Genomic DNA, 22,647 nt, shown 5'->3' with positions numbered 1-22,647 from the left:
CCTCCACCGGCCCGGGGGGCCTCCGAGAACGCATCGTTACAGTGACGCGGGTGTCCGTCGGCGCGAGAGGAGGGTGAGATGCGCGACGCGTGGGAGATCGCCCGACTGACCGCTGCCGAGCTCGGCACCGCCTACGCCGACGGCAGCCTCTCCCCCACCGAGGTGGTGGCGGCCGTTCTGGCCGTGACGGACGACGCCGAGCCTGGGCTCAACGCCCTGTGGGACCGCGCCGACGCGTCGGCCACGGCCGACGCGGTGCAGAGCACGGAACGCTGGCGGCGCGGCCAGGCGCGGGGACCGCTGGACGGCGTGCCCGCGACGGTCAAGGAGAACCTCGCCCGCGCCGGCGTGCCCATGCCGGCCGGCAACGCGGGCGTCGTCCCCGTCGTGCCCGAGCGCAGCTCGCCCGTCGTGGAGCGGCTGACCGAGGCGGGGGCGGTGATCGTCGGGTCCACGGTCATGCCCGACTGGGGGATGCTCTCGTCCGGCGTCTCGAGCCTGCACGGTGTCACCCGCAGCCCCTGGGACCCGGCGCTGACCACCGGCGGGTCGTCGTCCGGTGCCGGAGCGGCCGCGGCGGCGGGATACGCGCCTCTCAACGTCGGGACAGACATCGGCGGGTCGATCCGGCTGCCCGGAACGTGGCTCGGCCTCGCCGCGTTCAAGCCCAGCTTCGGACGAGTACCGCTCGACACCCCCTACCTGGGCCGGGTGGCCGGTCCGATGACCCGGACGGTCGAGGACGCGGCCCTGATGATGTCGGTCCTCAGCCGCCCGGACAGCCGGGACTGGACCGCGCTCCCGCCCTCGGACCTGCCGTGGGACGCCATCGGCCCGGCGGCCACGGACGTCGGCGGGCTGCGGGTCGGACTGATGCTCGACGCCGGCTGCGGGATGCCCGTGGATCCCGAGGTCGCCGAGGCCGTGGCCGACGCGGCTCAGGCGTTCGCGGAGGCCGGCGCCGTCGTCGAACCCCTGGCGCCCTTCCTCACCGACGAGCTCCTCGGCGACCTGGACACGTTCTGGCGGGTGCGCTCGTGGAAGGACTTCCAGGCGTTGACGCCCGATGGTCAGACCCGCGTGCTGCCGTTCATCCGTCGGTGGGTGGAGGCGGCGGCCGACGTGTCCGGTCGCGACGTGCTGGCCTGCTACCAGAGCATCATGGACATCCAGCAGAGGTCGGTCGCCGCTACCCTGCCGTTCGACGTGGTGCTCTCCCCCGTCGCTCCCGTCCCTGCCTTCCCCGCCGAGTGGCCGATGCCGTTCGGCGACCGAGACCGCGGCATGGTCCACATCGGTTTCACGGCGCCGGCCAACCTGTCGGGCCAACCCTCGATCTCGGTCAACGCCGGGTTCACCGACGACGGACGGACGATCGGTCTGGAGGTCACCGGCCGCCGGTTCGACGACATCGGAGTCCTGCGGGCGGCAGCCTGGTGGGAGTCGGCCCGGCCCGAGTCCGCGCGACCGGACTGGCCGATCCGGCAGCGGGCGACGGCACGCGTCAGGCCGACCGACGTTGGGACGCGCGAAGCCGCAACGGCCGGATGACCTCTTGCGTCATGAGCCAGACGCCCAAGAGCTCGACGTCGTGAGCGGCACAGCTCTCCACCGCGGCGTCGCACCATCGCCGGTCCTCGGTGCTGATGTGCCGGCTCCCCGGTCGGGCCACCGCAACGAGCATGCCGGGCCTGCCGTCGTCGAGACGGCCCATGGCCTCGCACATCACGTCGAACGCCCGCCGGTGGTCCTCCATCCCGATCTCCGCCGGCGGCGCCGACACCACGACCGGTTGGAACAGTCGACCACCGGGCCCGCAGAGCAGGATGCCCAGGGCGCCGGACTCACGGTCCGCCTCGCCCACGATGAGGTCGAGCAGGTCGGCGGTGATCTCGGAGTCGGTCACCGGTCGCTGCGGCCAGTCGGCGGGAAGGTCCTCGAAGCTCATGCCGACCAGCCTGGCGCGAGCACCGCGCGTACCCCGTCGGTTGTCCACAGGGCCCCGACAGTGCGCAGTGGTTGGATGACGCCATGACCCTCCAGGGCGACTACGCCCCAAGCCCGCGTCCCCAGGCGCGCGACGACGTGACCCGGATCGAGGCAGCCGGCGACACCAACGTCGTGGACCGCCAGGGGCGCCCCGTCGTCGTCGTCACGATGCGCGGCGCCAGGACCGGCGCGCTGCGCAAGGTCCCGCTGATGCGGGTCGAGCACGACGGCGTGCTCGTCATCGTGGCCAGCCAGGGCGGGGCGCCGGAGCACCCGCAGTGGTACTGGAACCTGCGGGCCGACCCCGACGTCGAGGTGCAGGACGGCACCACGACCTTCGCCGCGCGGGCGCGCGAGCTGGAGGGCAAGGAACGGTTCGACTGGTGGGTCCGGGCGGTCGAGGCCTTCCCGCCCTACGCCGAGTACCAGGTCCGCACGCAACGCCTCATCCCGCTGTTCCTCCTCGAGCCGCGCTGACTCTCGGCTCGGTCAGCTCGCGGGGGTCGCGAGCGCCTTGGTGACCTTGGCCACGGCGGCCTTGGTCAGGGCATCCCGTTGGTCCTCGGTCGCCTTGAGGAACGTCAGTGACACCAAGGTGTCCCCCACCTGGGCGTTGACGACGCGGGCCTCGTAGCCGGACAGCCCACCACCCTGAGCGGCCAGCCGGATCCCGCTCGCGGGGACGTCGAGCGTCGGGGCCGACTCGGCGGAGACGTTGACCGGAGAGGTTCCGCCTTCGACCGTGTAGCTGACCTGAGCGCACGACGCGACGTCCTGCTGCTGCTTCGCGTGCTGGGCGGCCGCGGCGGCCGCCGAGGGGTATGCCTCCACGGACTCGACGACGTACGGGGGCTTGAGGTCTCCACCGTCGAACTCGACCTCGACCTGGTTCGGGGGCAACGGGTTCGGGGGATCCTTCACCAGCTCCAGGAAGCCTGCGCACCTCGGGTCCGCCGCCGTGACCGACGAGGTAGCCGTCACCGTGCCCGTCGGCTGCCCGGCATAGACGGTCCACCCGGCCGGGACGTCCGCAGCGCCGAGCAGCGCGCCCTTGAGCGCCTCCGGCGAACGCGTTTCCGCGCCAGCCGGCGACGTCGACGCCGGCGACGTCGACGCCGGCGACGAGGTGGCCCCACCGGTCGACGGTGCCGGGCCCGAGCACCCGGCGGCAACGACCACGGCGGCGACCACGGCGGCTCCGGTGGATGACCTCACGCGGCGACGCTACCCCGAGCGAGCGCCCTGAACCCGTCGGCGACCGTTCTCCGGCAACGGTTTCGTAACCCTGGTTGACAGGTCGGCCCGGTCGTTGGCACACTCTGTCACGACAAACTGTAAACGTTTACAGTTTCCGGCGACGAGGACGGGACGGGACGCATGACGGTGGTGAGCCAGGCTCCTCAGCCCACCCACACGCGTCCACCCAAACGGCCGCCGACGCAGGCCACAGCGAACCGTCGAGCGCTGTGGTTCCTGCTCCTGCCGAGCCTGGTGCCGGTCGTGCTGTTCAGCGTCTACCCCTTGCTCAACGGGATCTGGCTGGGCTTCACCGACGCCCAGGCCGGCTACCAGGTGGACTACCACTTCAACGGCCTCGACAACTACGTCCGGCTGCTGAAGGACGACGTCTTCTGGAACTCGTTCAAGGTCGGCCTGATCTGGGCCTTCTCGGTGACGATTCTCCAGTTCGTCCTGGCCCTCGGGCTGGCCCTGCTGCTCAACGCGGGCCTGCGGTTCCAGTGGCTCGTCCGCCCCTTGGCCCTGGTGCCGTGGGCCATGCCGTCGGTCATCGTCGCGATCCTGTGGAAGCTCATCTACCACCCCGACGCCGGCATCCTCAACGCCGTCCTCAAGGGACTCGGGATCATCGACACCAACATCAACTGGCTGGGCAGCTTCGAGCTGGCGCTGCCAGCGGTCATCGTCGTCGGAGTCTGGGCGGGCATGCCCCAGACGACCGTCACCCTGCTCGCCGGTCTCCAGAACACGCCGTACGAGCTCCACGAGGCCGCCGCCCTCGACGGCGCGAACGGGTGGCAGCGGTTCCGCACGGTGACGTGGCCGGCACTGCGGCCCATCGCCATCGCCATCTCGTCGCTCGACTTCGTCTGGAACTTCAACTCGTTCGGCCTCGTGTACGTCCTCACCGAGGGCGGCCCCGGGGGACGGACCCAGCTGCCCATGCTCTTCGCCTACCAGCGCGCCTTCGGCAACGGCGAGTTCGGGTACGCCGCGGCGCTCGGCAACGCCATGGTCATCGTGATCATGGCGATCATGGGCGCCTACCTGTGGCGCCAGCTGAAGGAGGCGGTGTGATGCGCACCAGCCCCGGAGTCCGCGCCGCGCAGTACGTCGTCCTGTTCGGGTACGTCGTCTTCCTCGGCTTCCCCCTGCTCTGGCTCGTCTCGACGGCGTTCAAGCCGCCGGCCGAGCTGTCCCAGCTGACACCCACGCTCTTCCCCGTGGACTGGACCTGGAACAACTTCAGGGTGGCCTTCGCCGAGAGCCAGCTCCCGGGCGCCCTACGGAACTCGTTCGTCGTGGCCGTGGCCACCGCGGTCATCACCACGCTGGTGGCCCTGCCTGCGGCGTACGCGATCGCCCGCTACCGCAGCGCCGTCCGGAACGTGTCGATCGGGTGGATCCTCACCAGCCAGGTCTTCCCGTTCATCCTCATCGTCATCCCGGTCTTCATCGTGCTGAAGCAGATCGGCCTCATCAACACGCTGCCGGGTCTCGTCATCGTCTACGTCGTCTGGGCGCTGCCCTTCACCCTGTGGATGCTCCAGGGCTACGTGGCCGCGATCCCCCGCGACCTCGAGGAGGCGGCCTCCACCGACGGCGCGAACCGGTTCGTCATCCTGCGGGCGATCATCTTCCCGCTGCTGCTCCCCGGCCTGGTGGCGACGTCGATGTTCGCGTTCATCAACGCCTGGAACGAGTTCTTCTTCGCCCTGGTCATCATCCAGGACCCGGCCCTGCAGACCGCGCCGCTCCTGCTCGCGCGCTACGTCGGTGCCGAGGGCTCCGTCAACCTCGGGCCCCTCGCTGCCACCGCTCTCATCACCACCCTGCCCAGCCTCATCATCTTCTCGATCATCCAGCGCAAGCTCGTGTCCGGCATGCTCTCCGGCTCGGTCAAGGGCTGACCCACAGAAAGGAACGCCGTGAAGCGTCGTCTCACGACACTGTCCATCGCCACGGTCACCTCGGCCGTGCTGCTCACCTCCGGCTGCATCAGCGGCAGCGGTGGCGGCTCCGGCGGTGACGCCCCGCAGACCGCTGCTCCCGGTGAGAAGGTCGCCCTGACCTTCTCCTCGTACGCGTTCCAGGACCTCACGGTCAAGGCCACGCAGAACATCGTCGACACGTGGAACGCGGCGAACCCCGACATCCACGTCGACTACCAGAAGGTCGACCCGAACTCGGTGCACGACAAGCTGGTCACCCAGTTCGCGGGCAACCAAGCGCCCGACATCATCCACGACGAGTCCGCAGACATCGCGGGGTTCAGCGCCCAGGGCTACCTCGCCGACCTGACCTCGTCGCTGCCCGCCGACCTCAAGGCCGACGTCCCCGCATCGGTATGGCAGACGGTCACGTTCGGAGGCAAGATCACCGGCGTCCCCACCATCGCCCAGGTCTACAACCTGTTCGCGAACACCGACGCGCTCCAGAAGGCCGGCATCACCCCGCCGACCGCGGACGCCCCCTGGACCTGGGACGACCTCGCGACCAACGCCAAGAAGCTCACCACCGGAGGCGACGTCTACGGGTTCGCGTGGGGCCTGAAGTCGCCGACCGCCGGCCTGATGTCGAGCGGGCTGGCCTTCGACGGCAAGTTCTTCTCCGGTGACGAGGCCAAGCCGACGATCTCGGTGGGCGCCAACGAGATGGAGGTGCCCAACCGCGTCAAGAAGATGCTCGACGACAAGACGATGGCGCCGAACTCGATCTCGCTCTCCGGCACCGACGTCCTGCCCGGCTTCTTCGGCGGCAAGTACGGCCTGGTCATGGCCGGCAACTACGTCGAGGCCCAGATCGAGGCCAAGGCGCCACAGGGCTTCAACTGGACGATGCTCCCGCTGCTCAAGGGCACCGGCCAGAACCAGGCCGCCGGCCCGCAGACCCTGAGCATCGCCCGGCAGAGCAAGCACCCGGCCGAGGCGATGAAGTTCATCGCCTACTTCATGAAGGCCGAGAACCTCGCCAAGATCGCCGAGGGCGACGCGCTCATCCCGGTGACCACCTCCGCGTCGGCCATCGTCAAGAAGGACCTCGCGGGGAAGCACGGCTGGGACGCCATCCTCGGGTCGTCCGCGAACCTCGTCGACTCGCCGTGGAACAAGGCCACCAAGTTCCCGCAGTGGAAGTCGGAGACCGCGACCCCGGCCTACCAGGAGTTCCTCGCCGGCAAGATCGACTCGGCGACGTTGCAGAAGCGACTCACCGACGGCTGGACCAAGATCAACAGCTAGGCGTATGCGTCGGGGCGGCCGGTCCGTGCGGCCGGCCGTCCCGTTCCATCACGCCCAGATGTCACGTCCGAGCCGCAAAGGGTGCGCAGGATGAACACGTTGCAGGACAAGGCGATCGGGACGCTGGTCGGCGCCGCCGTCGGCGACGCCATCGGGGGTGCCACCGAGGGTCGCAGCACGCAGGAGATCGTCGAGCGCTACGACGGCTACGTCGAGGGGATCGTCGACTACTTCATGCCGGACTGGCGGACCGCCAAGCCGATGTCGCCGTACCACAAGGGCGAGGGCCACGTCACCGACGACACCCTCATGACCAACCTGCTGGTCGCGGTCTACGCGAAGAACCGTCGCCACCTGACCGCGTTCGACATGGCCGACGACCTCGTCCCGCTGATGATGAACGAGGTCACGTGGATCCCCGAGCTGGAGCGCGAGACCGTCCCACTGCTGCGGGTGTTCCTCGCCGAGAAGTGGCTGGTCACCCGGCTCCACTACGGCCACGTCGACCCGCGCGAGGCGGGGGTCGGCAACATCGTCAACTGCGGCGCCGCGATGTACATGGCACCGGTGGGCATCGCCAACGCCGGTGACCCGACCGGGGCCTACGCCGAGGCGGTCGAGGTCGCGGGGGCGCACCAGTCCAGCTACGGCCGGGAGGCCGCAGCGGTCTTCGCCGCCGCCGTCGCCGCCGCGATGGCTCCGGGCGCGACGGTCGACGGGGTCCTGGCCGCGGCGACCGGGATCGCCCGAGACGGCACGCGGACCGCGATCGAGGCCTGCCTCGCAGTGGTCGAGCCCGGGACCGACTGGCGCGAGGCCATCCCCCTGCTCCGGGCCGCGGTCACGCCGTTCGACTCGGTCGGCGAGGTCTACCGGGAGCCGGCCCAGGACTCGCGGCGGCCCAGCCGCCTGCGCTCCATCGAGGAGCTGCCCGTCGCACTCGGGTTCCTCAAGGCCACCGGCGGGGAGGCCCGCGGGACGGTGCTCGGCGCCACGAACTACGGCCGTGACTCCGACTCCATCGCCACGATGGGCGGCGCCCTGGCCGGGGCCCTGGGCGGGGAGTCGGCGGTTCCCGCGGACTGGGCCGAGATCGTGGGAACGGCGTCGCGCCTCGACCTGCGCGCCGGGGGACGGACCATGGCCGCTGTCGCCGCCGAGATCTTCGCCGCCGACCAGGCCGCCTGGCACCAGCGCCACGAGGCGTTCGAGGCCCTCCTCGAGGACCGGTCCGGGGCCTGACGGATGCGGGTCACCTGGGTCCAGCCGGAGGATCTCCTCCGTCACGAGCTGTGGCAGTCAGCCCGCGAGGGACGGGACGTCGAGGCGGTCCGCGGCCGCTGGGTCGGGGCTGGTGGCGTCGCCGAACCGCCCTACGGCGGAGCCTCTCTCGAGATCGCGACGAGCGAGCAGCGAGCCCTGGCCGACCAGCTGCTTACCGTGCTCGACGCGATGCCCGAACCGGGCGTGGCGGACGAGCCGAGCGACTGGGACGCGATCGTCGCGACCCTGTCCACGGCGAACCGCACGCGCGTATCCGCATACCCGCTCGACCCCGACCGCGTGCGTGGTGCCTGGATGGGCCGGGCGGTCGCCTGCGTCCTCGGCAAGCCGGTGGAGAAGATCCCCCGCCGTGGCATCGAGGAGATCCTGCGGGCCACCGACCGCTGGCCGCTGGACCGGTACTTCACGGCGGTCGGTCTCGACCCGGCCGTCTCGGAGCGCTGGCCCTGGAACAAGGCCAGCCGGCCGACCAGCCTCGAGGAGAACCTCGCCGGCACGCCGGAGGACGACGACCTCAACTACACCCTGGTCGCGCTGCGCGTCCTCGAGCGGCACGGCGCGGCGTTCACCCCGGACGACGTCGCCCAGATGTGGCTCGTCGACCTCCCGGCCGGTCGGACCTTCACGGCGGAGCGGGTGGCCTACCGCAACCTCCTGGAGGGGATCTCGCCGCCGCGGACCGCGAGGATCCGCAACCCGTTCCGCGAGTGGATCGGGGCCCAGATCCGCACCGACCTCTACGGCTGGGCCAACCCCGGAGACCCGCTGCGGGCAGCCGAGTGGGCCTGGCGCGACGCCGCCGTCAGCCACACCCGCAACGGGCTGTACGGCGCGATGTTCGTCGCCGCGATGGCCTCCGCGGCCATCCGCGGAGGCGACATCGGTACCGTTCTCGACGTGGGCACCAGCGTCGTTCCGCCCGACAGCCGCATGGCCCGTGCCGTCGCGCTCGGGCGCGAGCTCGGTCGGAGCGGCGGCGACCCCACGCAGGGGTACGCCGCGCTCGAAGCGGAGTTCGTCGGCCATCACTGGGTGCACAGCCTGAACAACACCGCGCTCGTCGCCTACGCCCTGGAGGCCGGGGGCGGGGACTTCGACCGGTCGATCGGCCTCACCGTGATGGGCGGCTGGGACACCGACTCCAACGGCGCCACGGTCGGCGCGATCACCGGTGCCCTCACCGGTGCCACCGACCTCGCACCACGGTGGACGGACCCCCTGCAGGGCCGGCTGGTGACGTCGATCCCGGACGCCGGTGACCTGACCTTCGATGCGCTCACCGAGCGGACCCTCGCCGTGGCCGAGGCCGTGCGGGAGGTCGGGGCTCCGTGAGCCGGCGGCCGACGGTCGTGGAGGTCGCCGACCGGGCCGGCGTCTCCATCGCGTCGGTCTCTCGGGTGCTCAACGGCAAGCCGGCCCGGCCGGACACCGAGGACCGCGTGCGCGCGGCGGTCGCCGAGCTCGGCTACGTCCCCGACGCGACGGGACGAGCCCTCAAGCTGGGCGCGACGATGCAGGTGGCGTTCGCCGTCGACGACGTGGGCAACCCCGTCTACACCGAGATGATGCGCGGGGTTGAGGAGGGCATGGCCGGTTCGGGAGCGCGGCTCCTCGTCGCGTCGACCGGGCACGACCTCACGGACCTCGTCGCCCTGGTCCGCAGCCTCTCCCGCGGGTATGCGGACGGCCTCATCATCAGCCCGCTCCGTCGCTCCCCTGAGCTGGTCGACGCCCTCGTCAACGCGCCGGTACCGGTGGTGGTCGTGGGCGACATCGGGGAGGGCACGCCCCTGGACACGGTCCGAACCGACTCGCGCCGGGGTGTCGTGATGGCCCACGCCCACCTCCTCGAGACCGGGCGCCGGCGCATCGCGTTCGTCAACGGCCCCGCTGACACGGCCCCCGGTCGCGCCCGCAGCGAGGGCTACCAACAGGCCTGCGCAGCAACCGGTTCCACGGGACCGATGGTGGAGGTCGAGGACTTCACGGTCAACGCCGGCGAGGGGGCGTGGTCCACCCTCGGCGCGCTCGACCCGCGTCGCCGGCCGGACGCGGTGATCGCGGCGAACGACCTGCTCGCCTTCGGCGTGATGCGCGCCGCCCACAACGCGCGGCGACGCGTCCCGCAGCAGCTGGCCGTGGTGGGAATCGACGACACGCAGTTCGCCCGCGTGTTCAGCCCCTCGCTGACCAGCGTGTCGCTCGGGGCCCGCCGACGTGGGAACGAGGCCGCCCGGCTGCTGCTCGAACGGATGGATGCGCCCAAGACTCCCCCGCGCACCGTGCAGGTCGAACCCCGCCTCGTGGTGCGCGAGTCCAGCGCACCGGCTCGGGATCGGGTCGGCCCGTGAGCGGGCGCGTCGTCGTCGTCGGTTCGGTGAACATGGACGTCGCGGTTCGCACCTCCCGGTTGCCCAGACCGGGCGAGACCCTGCTGGCGGAGACGATCCAGCGCAGCGGCGGTGGCAAGGGCGCGAACCAGGCGGTGGGGGCAGCCCGGGCCGGCGGCGCGGACACCGCGATGGTCGGGGCGGTGGGCTCGGACGGCGACGGGAACACGCTTCTCGACGACCTCCGCCGGGACGGCATCGACGTCACCGGGATCCGCCGGGTTGAGGACCATCCGACGGGTGTCGCCCTCATCACCATCGACGCCGATGCGGAGAACACGATCGTTGTGGCCGCCGGCGCGAATGCCGCCGTGCGGCTGAGCGATGCCGACCGCGAGACGATCGGCGCGGCCGACGTGGTCCTCGCCCAGCTGGAGATTCCGCAGGGGGTCGTCGCGGACGCCGCGTCGGCCCGGCGGGACGGAGCCCCCTTCGTCCTCAACGCCGCCCCGGCCGCTCCCCTCATCCCCGAGCTGGTCGCCCAGATAGACGTGCTCGTGGTTAACGAGCACGAAGCCGTCGAGCTCGCGCAGCTGGCCGACGTCGATGATGCGGTGCGACGGTTGCTCGACGACGTGCCCACGGTCCTGGTCACCCTGGGTGCGGACGGCGCCCGCCTCGTCACCCGGGACGGCGGAGAGGTCCGGGTCGAGTCGCCCAGGGTGACCGCGACCGACACGGTGGCCGCCGGTGACACGTTCTGTGGCGTGTACGCGGCCTCGCTCGCCCAGGGCCATGACGAGCGCACCTGCCTCGAACGGGCCTGCGCCGCAGCATCGCTCGCAGTCCAGCGGGCCGGTGCCCAGGCGTCCGTCCCGACCGCTCCGGAGGTCGACCGCCAGGCCCGCGCCGTCTACGGCGGGACCCATGGCTGACGATTTCGACCCCCTGGTCCCGCGCCCGCTGGACCGGCCTCGCGAGGTGCCGCTCGGCCCAGACGCGGACCTCGCGGTGCTCGACGGCGGCAAGATCCTCGCCGCCCCCGACGACCCGACCGACTGGCCGCGCTGGCGGGAGCAGCTCGTCCGCTGGCGGGCTGAGGCCCGCGACCGGTTGGGTGTCGACGACACGCTCTACCACCGGCCCGACATGGCCTGGGCCTCGCGGTGCTACGTCGTCAGCCAGGTGTGGCTGTGGGACGAGCTGCTCTACGACTGGGACACGCACCGGTTCACGCCCGACCGGCTGGTGGCCGACGCGAGGGAGCGTTTCGGTGGGTTCGACGGAGTGGTGCTGTGGCACGCATACCCCGTGATCGGCCTCGACGACCGGAACCAGTGGGACTTCTACCGCGACGTCGACGGGCTCCCCCAGCTGGTCGCCGACCTGCACGCGGCCGGGGTCAAGGTGTTCGTCGACTACAACCCGTGGGACACCGGCACCCGGCGGTCCCGCGACGACGCGACCGAACTGGCCACGCTGGTCGCCGAGCTCGGGATTGACGGGGTCTTCCTCGACACCCTCAAGGAGGGTGGGACCGAGCTGCTCGACCGGCTGTCGGCAGCGCGTGACGGAGTAGCGGTCGAGGGCGAGTCGACCCTCCCGCTCGCGCGGCTGGCCGACCATCCGCTGTCGTGGGCGCAGTGGTTCGCCGACTCGCCGACTCCGGGCATCGTGCGCTCGCACTGGTTCGAGCGGCGGCACCAGATGCATCACGTACGCCGCTGGCACCGCGACCACGCCGAGGAGCTCCAGTCGGCCTGGCTCAACGGTATGGGTGTGATGGTCTGGGAGGTCGTCTTCGGCGTCTGGGTGGGCTGGTCCGACCGCGACGCCCAGACCCTGCGCCGGATGACCCGGTCCCAACGGGCGCTGCACGACCTCTTCGTCGACGGTGACTGGACGCCTCTGGTCCCTCTCGGTGAGTCGGTACTCGCCGCAGGGATTTTCGGCTCCACGTTCACCTCGTCGTCCGAGCGGGTCACGGCTCTGGTCAACCGGTCCCCGACCGAGGCGACGGTGCCCGTTGCGGTGGGCGGCGAGCGGACCGCATACGACCTCTGGACCGGTCGCCGGCTGGAGCCCGGGGGCGGGGAGGTCCACGCCGCCGTGCCGGCGCACGGGGTCGGCGGTGTGTGGGAGGCCTCGGCGGACGCGGACGCCTCCTGGCTCTCGGCTGACCCACCCGTTGGCGCCTCGGCCCAGTTCGTGCACCGGCCGGCCGTGCGCGTGCCCGTCGCAACGACGAGCAGCGCACCGAGCGTCGAGCACGTGGTGGTCACGTCCGGTGACTACTCGTGCACGGTGCGCTACCGGAACCGGGAGACCGGGATGTACGCCGGCGCTCCGTTCGTCGACGAGTGGAAACCGTTGTCTCCCCGGCTGCACGACCAGCGGACCCTCGAACGCACCACCCTGGTCGCACATCCCGTCGCGGTCGCCGCTCGTGAGGTGTCGGTCGCCGAGTTCGGCCGGTTCGCCACGGAGACGGGCCATCAGCCGGCATACCCCGGCGGCCCGGTCCCGAGCTGGCTGGACCACGCCACGGGCGATCTGTCCGCCGACCGTCCCGTGGCCGACGTGGACCTCGTCGACGCCCGGGCCTACGCGCGCTGGGCCGGCGCCCGGCTGCCGACGGAGGACGAGTGGCAGGTGGCGGCCGGGTTGGCCGGGTTCGAACGACGGCAGCCGGAGGTCTGGAACCTCACCGAGAGCGAGCACAGCGACGGCCGAACGCGGTTCCTCATGCTCAAGGGAGGATCGGCCCACCGCAGCGACGGCTCGGCCTGGTACTTCGACGGCGGGGTCCGAGAGCCCGAGTTCACCGCCAAGTACCTGATCCCCGGGCTGGGTCTCGGGCGGTCGTCGAGTGTCGGGTTCCGGTTGGCGTGGGACCTGCTCGACGACGGAGTCTCGCCATGACCGGCGCTCTCGACGACCTGCTCGTCGTCGACGCCTCGACCCTCTTCGCGGGCCCGATGACGGCGATGCACCTCGGCGACCTGGGCGCTCAGGTCGTCAAGGTCGAGCACCCCCGCCGACCCGACCCCGCTCGGGGCCACGGACCCGAGAGGGACGGCCACAACCTCTGGTACAAGACGCTGGGCCGCAACAAGCGCAGCATCCAGCTCGACCTGTCGTCGACCGGCGGGGCGGAGGCGTTCCGCCGGCTCGCCGCCCGCGCGGACGTCGTCGTCGAGAACTTCCGTCCCGACACGCTCGAACGCTGGGGGCTGTCCTACGACCGGTTGAGCCAGGACAACCCCGGACTCGTGCTCGCCCGGATCACCGGCTTCGGCCAGATCGGCCCGTACCGCCGCCGTCCCGGGTTCGGCACGCTGGCCGAGGCGATGAGTGGCTTCGCGGCGTCGACCGGTGAGCCGGACGGGCCTCCGACCCTCCCACCGTTCGGCCTGGCCGACGGGATCGCCTCTCTGGCAACCGCGTTCGCGGTCATGTCCGCCCTCCACCAGCGGCAGTCGACCGGGCGGGGCCAGGTGGTCGACGTCGCCATCGTGGAACCGATCATGGCGCTGCTCGGCCCGCAGCTCTCGCGCTGGGACCAGCTGCACACCCTCCAGGAGCGCCTCGGCAACCGGTCCTCCAACAACGCGCCGCGGAACACGTACGAGACCTCCGACGGCCACTGGGTCGCCATCTCGACCAGCTCGCAGAGCATCGCCGAACGGGTCCTGCGGCTCGTGGGACGCGAGGACCTCGTCGCCGAGCCGTGGTTCTCAACCGGCCGGACGCGAGCCGAGCACAGTGACGTCCTCGACGAGGCCGTCGGCGGCTGGATCGGCGCTCATACGCGAGCCGAGGTCATCACCGAGTTCGAACGCGCCGAGGCCGCCGTCGCGCCGGTCTACACCGCACAGGACATCGCCGAGGACCCGCAGTTCCAGGCGCTCGGCACCATCCGCCGGGTGGCCGACGACGACCTCGGCGAGCTGGCCATGCAGGGGCCGCTGTTCCGGATGACCGACGGCGACGCCCCCACCCGTTTTGCCGGGCGGTCCCCCGGCGTCGACACGACGACCGTGCTGCGCGAGCTCGGCTACGACGACGACCACATCGCCGCGCTGGTGGCCGAGGGCGCGGCCGGAGTCCCCGAGGCCTGGCCATGAGCCCTCGGCCACCCCTCACCTGGCTCTACGTCCCGGGCGAGCGGTCCGACCGGGTCGCCAAGGCCTTGGCCTCGTCGGCTGACGTCGTCATCGTCGACCTCGAGGACGCGGTGGTCGCCGACGCCAAACCCGACGCCCGACAGGCGACCGCCGAAGCCCTCCACGACGCGTCCCGGCCGCTCCAGGTCCGCGTCAACGCGCCGGGAACCCCCTGGCACGACGACGACGTCGCGATGGTCGCCCGGCTGCCCGGTGCGGTCGGACTCCGGCTTCCGAAGGCTGAGTCCGTCGACGCGGTACGTGACGTCTCGACGTCGGCCCCGGACCGCGGCGTCCATCTTCTCGTCGAGTCCGCCCTCGGGCTCGAGCGCGCCTACGACCTGGCCACGGCCACCTCCGGCGTGGCGTCACTCGGACTGGGCGAGGCCGACCTGCGAGCCGACCTCGGCGTGACCTCGGAGGACGGCCTGCTGTGGGCGCGAGGTCGCATCGTGGCGGCCGCCGCCGCCGCCGGTCTGCCACCACCCGCGATGGCCGCCTACACCGACGTCCGCGACCTGGACGGGCTCGCCGCATCCTGTCGACGCGGGCGAGCCCTGGGTTTCCTCGGTCGGACCGCCATCCACCCGGACCAGCTGGACGTCATCCGTGCCGCCTTCACGCCGACGCAGGGCGAGGTCGAGCGAGCCCGTGCGCTGATCGCGGCGGCCGAGAACGGCGCCACGGCGGGTCTGGGGGCGGTGGCCCTCGCCGACGGCCGGTTCGTGGACGCCGCGGTGGTCCGGCAGGCGCAACGGGTCGTCGCGCTCGCCGACTGAGCCGGCGCCCCAGAGCCGTCAGGCGACGTCCCGCGTCTCGACGGTGACCGTCGGCCCGGCGACGACCGCCGCCTCGTCCCCGGCACCGCTGGGTCCGAGCAAGAGGTAGCCCTGAGCCACGAGGATGATCACGGCGGCGACCCACTTGCCCGGGGCGAGGTGGACGCCGAAGTGGAACCGGTCGATGAGAAGCAGGCCGACCTGCAGGACCACGATCCAGCCCATCGTCACCAGGGCGAGCTCGGCGTACTGGAGCGCCGACGCATACACCCAGAACAGGACGAGGAAGGCGGCCGCACCGAGCAGGAGCGGGACCACGCCGGAGGTGGCGGCCCACTGCTTGGCCGCGAGGGCGCCGGCCACGTCGAGGGCGGCGAGGGCCAGCATGGCGATCGCTCCGACCAACCAGGTCGGCCACGACTCTGGGGCCTTGAGCAGCGGGAGGAAGTCCAGCGTCGACATGAGGCGTCCTTGCAGGGGTGGGGGCGTCCATCCCTTCAGAGGGCCCCACTCACGGCGGTGATACGCCTCAGTGCTGCGCGACGTCCGCCTGTCGGGCGATCGTGGCTGCCGCCCGGCGTACCGCTCCGCCCGGGACCTGGGGCACGATCTCGTCGAGAAAGGCGTAGCGGCGGCGGAGGGAACACGCATACGACGACTCGTCCGCGGCGTCCCGGATACCGCGCCACCAGTCGACGATGTCGCCCCAGCCCGGCGCGGCGAGCGAGCCGCCGAACTGCTGGACGGCGAGGGACGAGCAGAGGGCCGCGAACGAGAGCCGGTCGTGCAGCGACCAGCCCGCGAGCGTGCCGACGACCAGGCTCGCGCCGAAGACGTCCCCGGCTCCGGTCGGGTCGAGGGCCGGAACCCTCAGTGCGGGTACCGAGACCTCCTCGCCGGTCGTGTTGTCGATCGCCAGAGCGCCGAGGCTGCCGTTCGTGACGACGGCGAGGGGTACGCGGTCGGCCAGGGCGTAGAGCGCGTCCTGGGGCGTGTCCGTGCGCGTGTAGGCCATCGCCTCCTCGGCGTTGGGCAGGAACCCGTGGCAGTGCGCGAGCAGGTCGAGGGTGGCCACCCGCCACTCGCCGGTGGCGTCCCAGCCGATATCGGCGAACACCAGGGCGCCGTCCTTCTGGGCGCTCTGTATCCACGTCCCCGCCTCCTCGTCGCGGACCACCTCACCGAGGTCGACGAGGACCGAGCGGGTCGGCGGCGGCGGGCCCATCAGCTCCGCCGTCCCGACCGGAGCGGCGTGACCGTGGGTCACCATGCTCCGGTCGCGACCGACCGACATCGACACGGTCACCGGCGAGTGCCAGTCGTCGAACCGCCGCGAGAGGCTGAGGTCGACGTGCTCCTGCTCCTCGAGGGTGCGCCAGCAGAAGTCGCCGTAGTCGTCGTCGCCGAACGCCGCGACGAGGGCGGTCCGCAGGCCGAGCCGGCTGGACGCCACGGCCAGGTTGGCGATCCCGCCCGGGCACGAACCCATGCCCTCGGCCCACACCTCGGTCCCCGCGCGGGGGACCTCCGGCAGGCCGGTGAAGATGATGTCGAGGAAGACCGTGCCGGCCAGCAGCACGTCGAAGGGAGGGTCGCCCTCCTTCCGGTGGGCGGCCAGGGGGTCGTATGCCGTGCCCACGCCTGTCGTCCGCCTCCCGCCGTCGTCATCCCGCTCGACTGTCGGCACCCAACGGTCCCACGCCTCGCCACCGGATGCCACGAGTTTAGGCAAGCGTGCGCCTACTCGTTGATCCCGCTGCGCTCCACGCCCTGGACGATCCAGCGTTGGAGGAAGAGGAACATCGCCAGCAACGGCAGGATCGAGACCACGGCGGCGATGAACAGCTGGTGCAGGTTACTGGTCTGCTGGGTGAGGAATGTCGACAAGGCGATCTGGACGGTCCAGGAGCTCTGGTCCTGGCCGATGACCAGCGGCCAGAGGAACGCGTTCCAGCTGCCGATGAAGGTGATCGTCCCGATGGCGGCCACGAACCCGAGCGAGTTCGGGACCACCACCCGCCAGAAGGTGCCGAGGTATCCCAACCCGTCGATCCGGGCGGCGTCCTCCAGCTCCTGCGGGAACCCGAGGAAGTACTGGCGGAACAGGAACGTAGCGAACGCCTGGAACAGCCCCGGGACGATGAGGCCGCGCAGGCTGCTGACCCAGCCGAGGGTGGAGACGAGCACGAAGCTCGGCACGAACGTCACCGCCGCCGGGATCAGCAGCGTGGCGACCGTCGCATACAGGACGACGTTGGACCAGCGGTACGGGATCCGGGCGAGCCCGTACCCCGCCATGCCGCTGACCCCGAGGACCAGCACCGTCTGGGTGACCGCGATGACCGCGCTGTTGGCCAGCGACCGCGCCATAGGCACCGACCGGCTGTCGAACAGCTCGGCGATGTTGCCCCACTGGAGGCTGCTCGGGAAGAGCGTCCAGTCCGGCGAGGTGATATCGGCCTCGGTGGAGAGGCCGTTGCGGAGCAACAGGTAGAAGGGGACGAGGAAGAGGACGGCGCCGACGACCAGCACGACGTAGCGGGCGCCGCTGCCCACCTTGTCGAGCGGCCGCCGCTGGATGGCCATCTCAGTCCTCCCGCCCGAACCGCATCAGCCGTCCCTGGCCGAGCGCCACCACGGCGATGACCAGCGTGAGGATCACCGCGCCGGCGCTCCCGTGCCCGAAGTCCTGACCGCTGCCGAGCGCCGTGTAGTACAGGTAGACGAGAGGTGGACGCGCATACGGCGGGTACTGCCCCGTGGACGAGAGCAGGTTGTAGAACTCGTCGAACGCCTGGAACGCGTTGACGAGCAGGAGCAGCAGGACCGCACTCGACGTCGCCGCGAGCTGCGGGATGGTGATGTAGCGCAACACCTTCCACCCGACCGCGCCGTCGATGGCCGCCGCCTCGTAGAGCGTCGGCGAGATCCGTTGCAGGGCGGCGAGGAACAGGATCATGTAGAAGCCGACCTGCAGCCAGAGGCGCACGGTGACGATGACCAGCCAGTACCAGGGCGGCTGGGTCACCGAGAGCCACGGCGTCGGCGCGACCCCGAACCAGGCGAGCACCGTGTTGGCCAGCCCGAACCGGACCCCGGAGAAGATCGACATCTTCCACACCAGCGACGCGACCACGTAGGAGCATGCGGTCGGCAGGAAGAACACCGAGCGGAAGAACGGCTGGAACCACCGGGCGCGATGGACCAGCAGCGCCAGCCCCAAGGACACCGCGAACGTCGTCGGCACGATGAACGCCGCGAAGACGACGAAGGTGAGCATGCTCGAGCGGAACGCCGGGTCGGACAGCATGTCGGCGTAGTTGCCGAACCCCACGAACTCCGTCGGGGTGACCGTGTTGCGGGCGGTGAAGAAGCTGAGCCAGATGCTCCAGAGGATCGGGACGTAGACGAAGACCAGCAGCCCCAGGAAGAACGGGCCGACAAAGACCCAGAACCAGAGGTTCCGGTCCTGCGTACCGAGCAGGCGTCGCCGTCGGGTCAGCCCTGAGGCCGGCTGCGTCACGGCGGCAGGGTCAGCCGTTGACGCGCTTGAGCTCGGCGTCGATCGTGGTCTTCATCGTGGCGATCTCGGCCTTGGGGTCGGCGCCGTCCTTGACGATGTGGGTCAGGCCGTCGGAGAACGCCGTCGCGCACTTCGGCGTCCACAGCAGCGGTGTCTGCGCGTGGCCGTTCTCGTTGACCAGCTTGACCGCGTCGGAGGCGGGCGGGTTCTTCAGCTTGTCCGCCTTGGCCGCGACGCTCTGCCGGGCCGGGATGTGGAAACCGAACGACTGCGCGAAATCGAGCTGCTTCGCGGTCTGGTCGACCCAGAGCCACTTGACGAATCCCTTTGCGGCGTCGACGTTGCGGGTCTTCGCGCTGACGCAGGACCCGTATGCGCCGACCGGCACCGACGGCTTCCCCTGCGCGTCGAGCGCCGGCCACGCCATGACGCCGTAGTCCCCGGGGAACGCCTTCTCGATGACCGGAAGCGTCCAGAGGCCGGTCCACTGCATGGCGCACAGGCCCTGGGTGAAGGCCGACGGGTCCGACCAGTCGGCCGGCGCCCCGAGGAGCAGGGCGTTGCTGGTGAACAGGGTGCGTAGCCGGCTGAGCGCCGCGGCGCCGCGTGTGTCGTCGAAGCCCATCTGGGTCTGGTCGTCGCTGAGGTAGTCCTGGCCGGCGGCCCAGAGCATCGGACCGCCCAGCACGCCGATGCCGCCGTCGTTGCCCGCGAAGAGCCCCTTGACCTTGTCGCTCGTGAGCTTCTTGGCGGCGGTGATGAGCTCGTCGACCGTTGCGGGCGGGTTCACCCCCGCGGCCTGGAGGAGGCTCTTGCGGTAGACGAGCAGCTGCATGTCGGTGACCTGCGGAACCGCGTACAGCTTGCCCTTGTAGGTCATCCGCTGGACGAGGCTGCGGGTGAAGTCCGACTCGGCACCGCCGAGGATGCCGCTCATGTCGACGACCTGGCCGCCCTGGATCATGTCGATCGAGGGGCCGTTGCCGAACTCGAAGATGTCGGGACCGCCGTCAGTCAACAGGGCGCTGGCGACCTTCTGGTCGTAGTCGCCGGGGTTCCACTGCACGGTGACACTGGCACCCGGGTAGGCCTTCGCATACCCCTCGACCGCCTGCTGGGTGCCCTCCTCGCCGTACTGGTGGTACCACTGCGACAGTCGGAGCGAGCCCCCCGACGTGGACGAGCCGTCGCTCCGGCCGGTGTTGTCGCCACAGGCTGCGAGCACACCCGCTCCCAGCGCGCCCCCGGCCAGGCCGAGGAAGGACCGACGGCCGAACGCCGTCGTCGGATGCGTGTCTGCCACGGCCTGCCTCCCGAGAACCGCGCGCCGGGGCGCGCTCCGCTGCTGCCGACCGTTTCACCATATGACTCATCCGGCGCTCTGGCCACACCTGGATCACCGACGGGACTGGTACCGCAGCCAGAGCAGGCCGAGGATCGGCAGGATGAGCGGGAAGTAGCCGTAGCCCGAACCGAAGTGTGACCACACGGTCTTGTCGGGGAACTCGGACGGCACGAGGTAGGACACCAGCCCGACGGTGAGCACGCCGACCAGCTCGATAGTGATGGCGACCCGGGCCACGCGGATCGACGTCCGGTCGCCTCGCGCGAGTGCGACGGTGGCGACGATGTAGATGACTGCGGCCAGCGCCGAGAGCAGGTACGCGACGGGTGCCTTCTGGAAGTCCGCGATGATCTGGTAGGTCGCGCGCCCGGTGGCTGCGAGCGCGAAGAGGCCGTAGAGCGCGACGAGGATGATCCCCAGACCCCGTCGGGTGCTGCCCTTCTCGGGTGTCTGCGTGTGGTCGGGGGTCGGGTCAGACACCGGCGCCCCAGATCTGGAGCAGGCGTGCGACGAGGACGCCGACGACCACCGCGGACCCGAGGACCACGAGCATCGACGACCGCGTCTTCTCCTTGAGCGAGAGGAACACCGCGACCGGGGCGATGAACGGAACCGTGAGGAGGTAGGCGAAGAACACCGCCTTCTCGAACTCGGTGGTACGCCCGATCCCCTGCCCCAGACCGACGAACACCTGCGCGAGCAGGGCGATCTCCAGGGCACCGAGGACAAGCAGCAGACGGTCGTCGACGCCGCGGCGAGTCAGCGCATACACCAGGGCGAGGACGCCGAGGGCCGCCGCCGCCACGAGGACGACCACCGTCAGCCAGGAGACCACGTCGTCAGGTTAGACGGGCGGTCCGGCGCTTCGGATGCCGAGGTGGCGGTCGAGGTTCGCACCGAACCGGGATCCGGTCACCGCCATCGACGTCCGGATCACCTTCTCGACCGCGGGTGCGGCGAAGCGCGCGAGGGGTAGCTCGACGGACAGGGTGATCTCGATGTCCAGGTGAGTGCCGCTGGCGCGGTCCGTGAGCTGGTACCACCCCTCGGCGCTGGCCCACTCGTGCGCGCCGGCCGGGGGCTCGTGGGTGTACTCGATCCGCTCGTTCGGCACGAACGTCATCCGCTCGGTGAAGCTCGGGTCGACGACGATGCCCAGGACGTTGATCCGGGAGAGGTCCCACCGCCACAGGTCGCCGTCGGCCTCGATGTGGCGCAGCAGCGGCGTGAGCTTGGGGAGCACTGTCGGGTCGGTGATGGCGGCCCAGATGTCCTCGCGGGGGGCGGCGACGAGTGCCTGCGACTCCGTCGTGGCGGAGAAGCGGTGCACATCAGCCAGTCTCACACGGCCTTCCGGGTGGTGCCCACCGAGGGGCCGCGCGACGATGGGTCGATGGCCTCCTACACCGTCAACAAGGCCGCGGTCGCCTTCGTGCGCGAGCTCATCGACAAGAAGCGGTACGTCCTCGACAGCGACTGGGGCGAGGTGCAACCCAGTGCCGATGACCAGAACGCCTACCTCGACAAGCACTCGTGGGACGAGTACGCGGCGTGGCACCTCGGGCTGACCGAGGGCGCCAACGACGAGACCAAGGCGCGGTACGCGTTTGTCGTCGGGGACTTCTCTCGGGTCCACCGGGTTGGCCTGATCGCCTGCGTCTACCGGGCGTCCGAGTGGCGCCACAAGGAGGTCGAGCTGGCGGCCCACAACCTCCTGCAGCACCTGGACAAGGTCAGCGGCTGAGCCGCTGGGAGCTGTGGATAAGTCGGCGGGCCGTCGGGCGCCCTCTGCTCTGATCGAGGGGTGACCGACCGCTTCCTCGTCGTCCTCGACAGCCTCGTGCAGGCGGCGTCCGACGTCCGGCGCACCTCCGACGCCGTGCGGGACGGGCTCGTCGGGGCCCTTGACGACGAGGTCACGGTCGGTCACGACGACCTCCAGGGGGTGCTGGGCGAGTTCGTCGAGCGCTGGCAGCTCGGTCTCGACGCGCTGCTCGGTGGGCAGCACGACATCGCCGACCGGCTGGACGCGTGCGTGGTCTCCTACGCGTCGACCGACCGGGCCGCCGCCGCGTCCTACGTGGCGGCGATGGGCGGGCCGCCGTGAGCGCGCTGTCGGACCTCGCACACGGTTACCCGGCGGATCGGCTGGTGCCCGGCTCGCCGGGGGCTGTCGCGGGCCTCGGCGACGCTCTGGCGGGCTACGCCGACCTGCTGGCTGACGCGGCTCACGCCCTCGGACGGGTCGAGGTGTCGTGGGAGGGGGCCGCTGCTGGCGGGTTCCGCGACGAGTTTGGGCTGCAGCCAGGGCGCTTCAGCGCGGCGGCTCGCTCTTTCGACTCCGCCTGTGCCGCGCTCGGCCGGTATGCGGCGACGCTCCTGCCCGCCCAGCTCGCCGCCGGCCGAGCCCGCGACCTGTTCGCGGAGGGTATGCGTGCGGCCGCAGATGCTGCTGCGGCCGGCGGCGGCGGGGCGCTCGCCGTCGACGCCGGCCCACTCGACCTGCTCACCTCCCCCGCCGGGCGCGAGCAGCGCCTCGCGGCGGTCGAGCTGCTCGAACGGGTCCGCGCCGATGTCGACCGGTCCGGCACCGAGGCCGCCGACACGCTTCGTGACGCCATGGCTGGTGCCCCTGAGCCGGTTCCGGCGTGGCAGCACGCCATGAACTTCCTGGTGGCGCCGCCGTGGGACCTCAACCAGGAGCGCCGCGACTGGGCGGCGGGCGGCGGGGTCGGGATCCTCGACACCGTCGT

25 protein-coding genes are annotated in these 22,647 nt (G+C 71.2%); 15 read left to right on the top strand and 10 right to left on the bottom strand.

Annotated features, from left to right (window positions below):
* Positions 1-78: 78 nt before the first annotated feature.
* A complete protein-coding gene (locus VIG79_RS19645; RefSeq protein WP_331888778.1) occupies positions 79-1,551 on the top strand; it encodes an amidase in 1,473 nt (490 codons plus the stop codon).
* Here the strand turns inward: VIG79_RS19645 and VIG79_RS19640 are convergent.
* Entirely contained in the window at positions 1,505-1,948 is a 444-nt protein-coding gene (locus tag VIG79_RS19640) for a hypothetical protein (protein ID WP_331888776.1), read from the bottom strand. The genes VIG79_RS19645 and VIG79_RS19640 overlap by 47 nt on opposite strands.
* A gap of 83 nt (positions 1,949-2,031) precedes the next feature.
* On the opposite strand from VIG79_RS19640, the gene VIG79_RS19635 reads away from it, so the two are divergent.
* Complete coding sequence (locus VIG79_RS19635; protein ID WP_331888774.1) at positions 2,032-2,466, top strand: nitroreductase family deazaflavin-dependent oxidoreductase; 435 nt, start codon at positions 2,032-2,034, stop codon at positions 2,464-2,466.
* A 12-nt stretch (positions 2,467-2,478) separates the two neighbouring features.
* On the opposite strand, the gene VIG79_RS19630 is transcribed toward VIG79_RS19635, so the two are convergent.
* The gene (locus VIG79_RS19630; protein WP_331888772.1) at positions 2,479-3,204 is read right to left on the bottom strand and encodes a sensor domain-containing protein; all 726 of its coding nucleotides are present in this window, start codon (positions 3,202-3,204) and stop codon (positions 2,479-2,481) included.
* Positions 3,205-3,366: 162 nt separating this feature from the next.
* Here VIG79_RS19630 and VIG79_RS19625 point away from each other — a divergent pair, with 162 nt between their 5' ends.
* The 10 genes from VIG79_RS19625 (at position 3,367) to VIG79_RS19580 (ending at position 15,026) form a co-directional block, all read left to right on the top strand.
* A complete protein-coding gene (locus VIG79_RS19625) occupies positions 3,367-4,305 on the top strand; it encodes a carbohydrate ABC transporter permease (protein WP_414672659.1) in 939 nt (312 codons plus the stop codon).
* Positions 4,305-5,138 (top strand): carbohydrate ABC transporter permease, encoded by an 834-nt coding sequence (locus tag VIG79_RS19620; protein ID WP_331888794.1) that lies wholly within the window; start codon positions 4,305-4,307, stop codon positions 5,136-5,138. The genes VIG79_RS19625 and VIG79_RS19620 overlap by 1 nt, the downstream gene beginning before the upstream one ends.
* An 18-nt stretch (positions 5,139-5,156) precedes the next feature.
* A complete protein-coding gene (locus VIG79_RS19615) occupies positions 5,157-6,467 on the top strand; it encodes a sugar ABC transporter substrate-binding protein (RefSeq protein WP_331888768.1) in 1,311 nt (436 codons plus the stop codon).
* Between the two features lie 90 nt (positions 6,468-6,557).
* Positions 6,558-7,709: an ADP-ribosylglycohydrolase family protein gene (locus VIG79_RS19610; protein ID WP_331888766.1), complete on the top strand. Its 1,152-nt coding sequence runs from the start codon at positions 6,558-6,560 to the stop codon at positions 7,707-7,709.
* Between the two features lie 3 nt (positions 7,710-7,712).
* Positions 7,713-9,083, top strand: a complete 1,371-nt coding sequence (locus VIG79_RS19605; RefSeq protein ID WP_331888764.1) for an ADP-ribosylglycohydrolase family protein — start codon at positions 7,713-7,715, stop codon at positions 9,081-9,083.
* Entirely contained in the window at positions 9,080-10,102 is a 1,023-nt protein-coding gene (locus VIG79_RS19600) for a LacI family DNA-binding transcriptional regulator (RefSeq protein WP_331888761.1), read from the top strand. Before VIG79_RS19605 ends, VIG79_RS19600 begins: the two co-directional genes overlap by 4 nt.
* Entirely contained in the window at positions 10,099-11,016 is a 918-nt protein-coding gene (locus VIG79_RS19595; protein WP_331888759.1) for a ribokinase, read from the top strand. The genes VIG79_RS19600 and VIG79_RS19595 overlap by 4 nt, the downstream gene beginning before the upstream one ends.
* Entirely contained in the window at positions 11,009-13,003 is a 1,995-nt protein-coding gene (locus VIG79_RS19590) for an SUMF1/EgtB/PvdO family nonheme iron enzyme (protein ID WP_331888757.1), read from the top strand. The genes VIG79_RS19595 and VIG79_RS19590 overlap by 8 nt, the downstream gene beginning before the upstream one ends.
* Complete coding sequence (locus VIG79_RS19585) at positions 13,000-14,208, top strand: CoA transferase (protein WP_331888755.1); 1,209 nt, start codon at positions 13,000-13,002, stop codon at positions 14,206-14,208. The genes VIG79_RS19590 and VIG79_RS19585 overlap by 4 nt, the downstream gene beginning before the upstream one ends.
* Positions 14,205-15,026 carry a CoA ester lyase gene (locus tag VIG79_RS19580; RefSeq protein ID WP_331888753.1) on the top strand — a complete coding sequence of 274 codons (822 nt, stop codon included), beginning with the start codon at positions 14,205-14,207 and terminating at the stop codon, positions 15,024-15,026. Before VIG79_RS19585 ends, VIG79_RS19580 begins: the two co-directional genes overlap by 4 nt.
* An 18-nt stretch (positions 15,027-15,044) precedes the next feature.
* On the opposite strand, the gene VIG79_RS19575 is transcribed toward VIG79_RS19580, so the two are convergent.
* From VIG79_RS19575 to VIG79_RS19540, 8 genes are all read right to left on the bottom strand, one after another.
* Entirely contained in the window at positions 15,045-15,488 is a 444-nt protein-coding gene (locus VIG79_RS19575) for a hypothetical protein (RefSeq protein WP_331888751.1), read from the bottom strand.
* A 67-nt stretch (positions 15,489-15,555) separates the two neighbouring features.
* Positions 15,556-16,665 (bottom strand): carbohydrate kinase family protein, encoded by a 1,110-nt coding sequence (locus tag VIG79_RS19570; RefSeq protein ID WP_331888749.1) that lies wholly within the window; start codon positions 16,663-16,665, stop codon positions 15,556-15,558.
* 101 nt (positions 16,666-16,766) lie between these two features.
* A complete protein-coding gene (locus VIG79_RS19565) occupies positions 16,767-17,612 on the bottom strand; it encodes a carbohydrate ABC transporter permease (RefSeq protein ID WP_331888747.1) in 846 nt (281 codons plus the stop codon).
* Between the two features lies 1 nt (position 17,613).
* Entirely contained in the window at positions 17,614-18,549 is a 936-nt protein-coding gene (locus tag VIG79_RS19560; protein ID WP_331888745.1) for a sugar ABC transporter permease, read from the bottom strand.
* 10 nt (positions 18,550-18,559) lie between these two features.
* Positions 18,560-19,852 (bottom strand): sugar ABC transporter substrate-binding protein, encoded by a 1,293-nt coding sequence (locus VIG79_RS19555; protein ID WP_331888743.1) that lies wholly within the window; start codon positions 19,850-19,852, stop codon positions 18,560-18,562.
* Positions 19,853-19,945: 93 nt separating this feature from the next.
* Positions 19,946-20,374, bottom strand: a complete 429-nt coding sequence (locus tag VIG79_RS19550) for a hypothetical protein (RefSeq protein WP_331888741.1) — start codon at positions 20,372-20,374, stop codon at positions 19,946-19,948.
* Entirely contained in the window at positions 20,367-20,729 is a 363-nt protein-coding gene (locus tag VIG79_RS19545) for a hypothetical protein (protein ID WP_331888739.1), read from the bottom strand. Before VIG79_RS19545 ends, VIG79_RS19550 begins: the two co-directional genes overlap by 8 nt.
* Before the next feature lie 9 nt (positions 20,730-20,738).
* Positions 20,739-21,224: an SRPBCC family protein gene (locus tag VIG79_RS19540; RefSeq protein WP_331888737.1), complete on the bottom strand. Its 486-nt coding sequence runs from the start codon at positions 21,222-21,224 to the stop codon at positions 20,739-20,741.
* Positions 21,225-21,287: 63 nt separating this feature from the next.
* Here VIG79_RS19540 and VIG79_RS19535 point away from each other — a divergent pair, with 63 nt between their 5' ends.
* The 3 genes from VIG79_RS19535 to VIG79_RS19525 all read left to right on the top strand — a co-directional run.
* A complete protein-coding gene (locus tag VIG79_RS19535) occupies positions 21,288-21,638 on the top strand; it encodes a hypothetical protein (RefSeq protein WP_331888735.1) in 351 nt (116 codons plus the stop codon).
* Positions 21,639-21,698: 60 nt separating this feature from the next.
* Positions 21,699-22,001: a hypothetical protein gene (locus tag VIG79_RS19530; protein ID WP_331888733.1), complete on the top strand. Its 303-nt coding sequence runs from the start codon at positions 21,699-21,701 to the stop codon at positions 21,999-22,001.
* A gap of 44 nt (positions 22,002-22,045) precedes the next feature.
* Positions 22,046-22,647: putative T7SS-secreted protein (locus VIG79_RS19525; RefSeq protein ID WP_331888731.1), on the top strand; the 602-nt coding region annotated here is incomplete at its 3' end.

This window comes from Lapillicoccus sp. (assembly GCF_036559105.1).
In the GTDB taxonomy this organism is placed as follows: domain Bacteria; phylum Actinomycetota; class Actinomycetes; order Actinomycetales; family Dermatophilaceae; genus Lapillicoccus.
The sequence above is the reverse complement of the archived record's forward strand: the minus strand, read 5'-3'. Positions and strand labels throughout refer to the sequence as shown.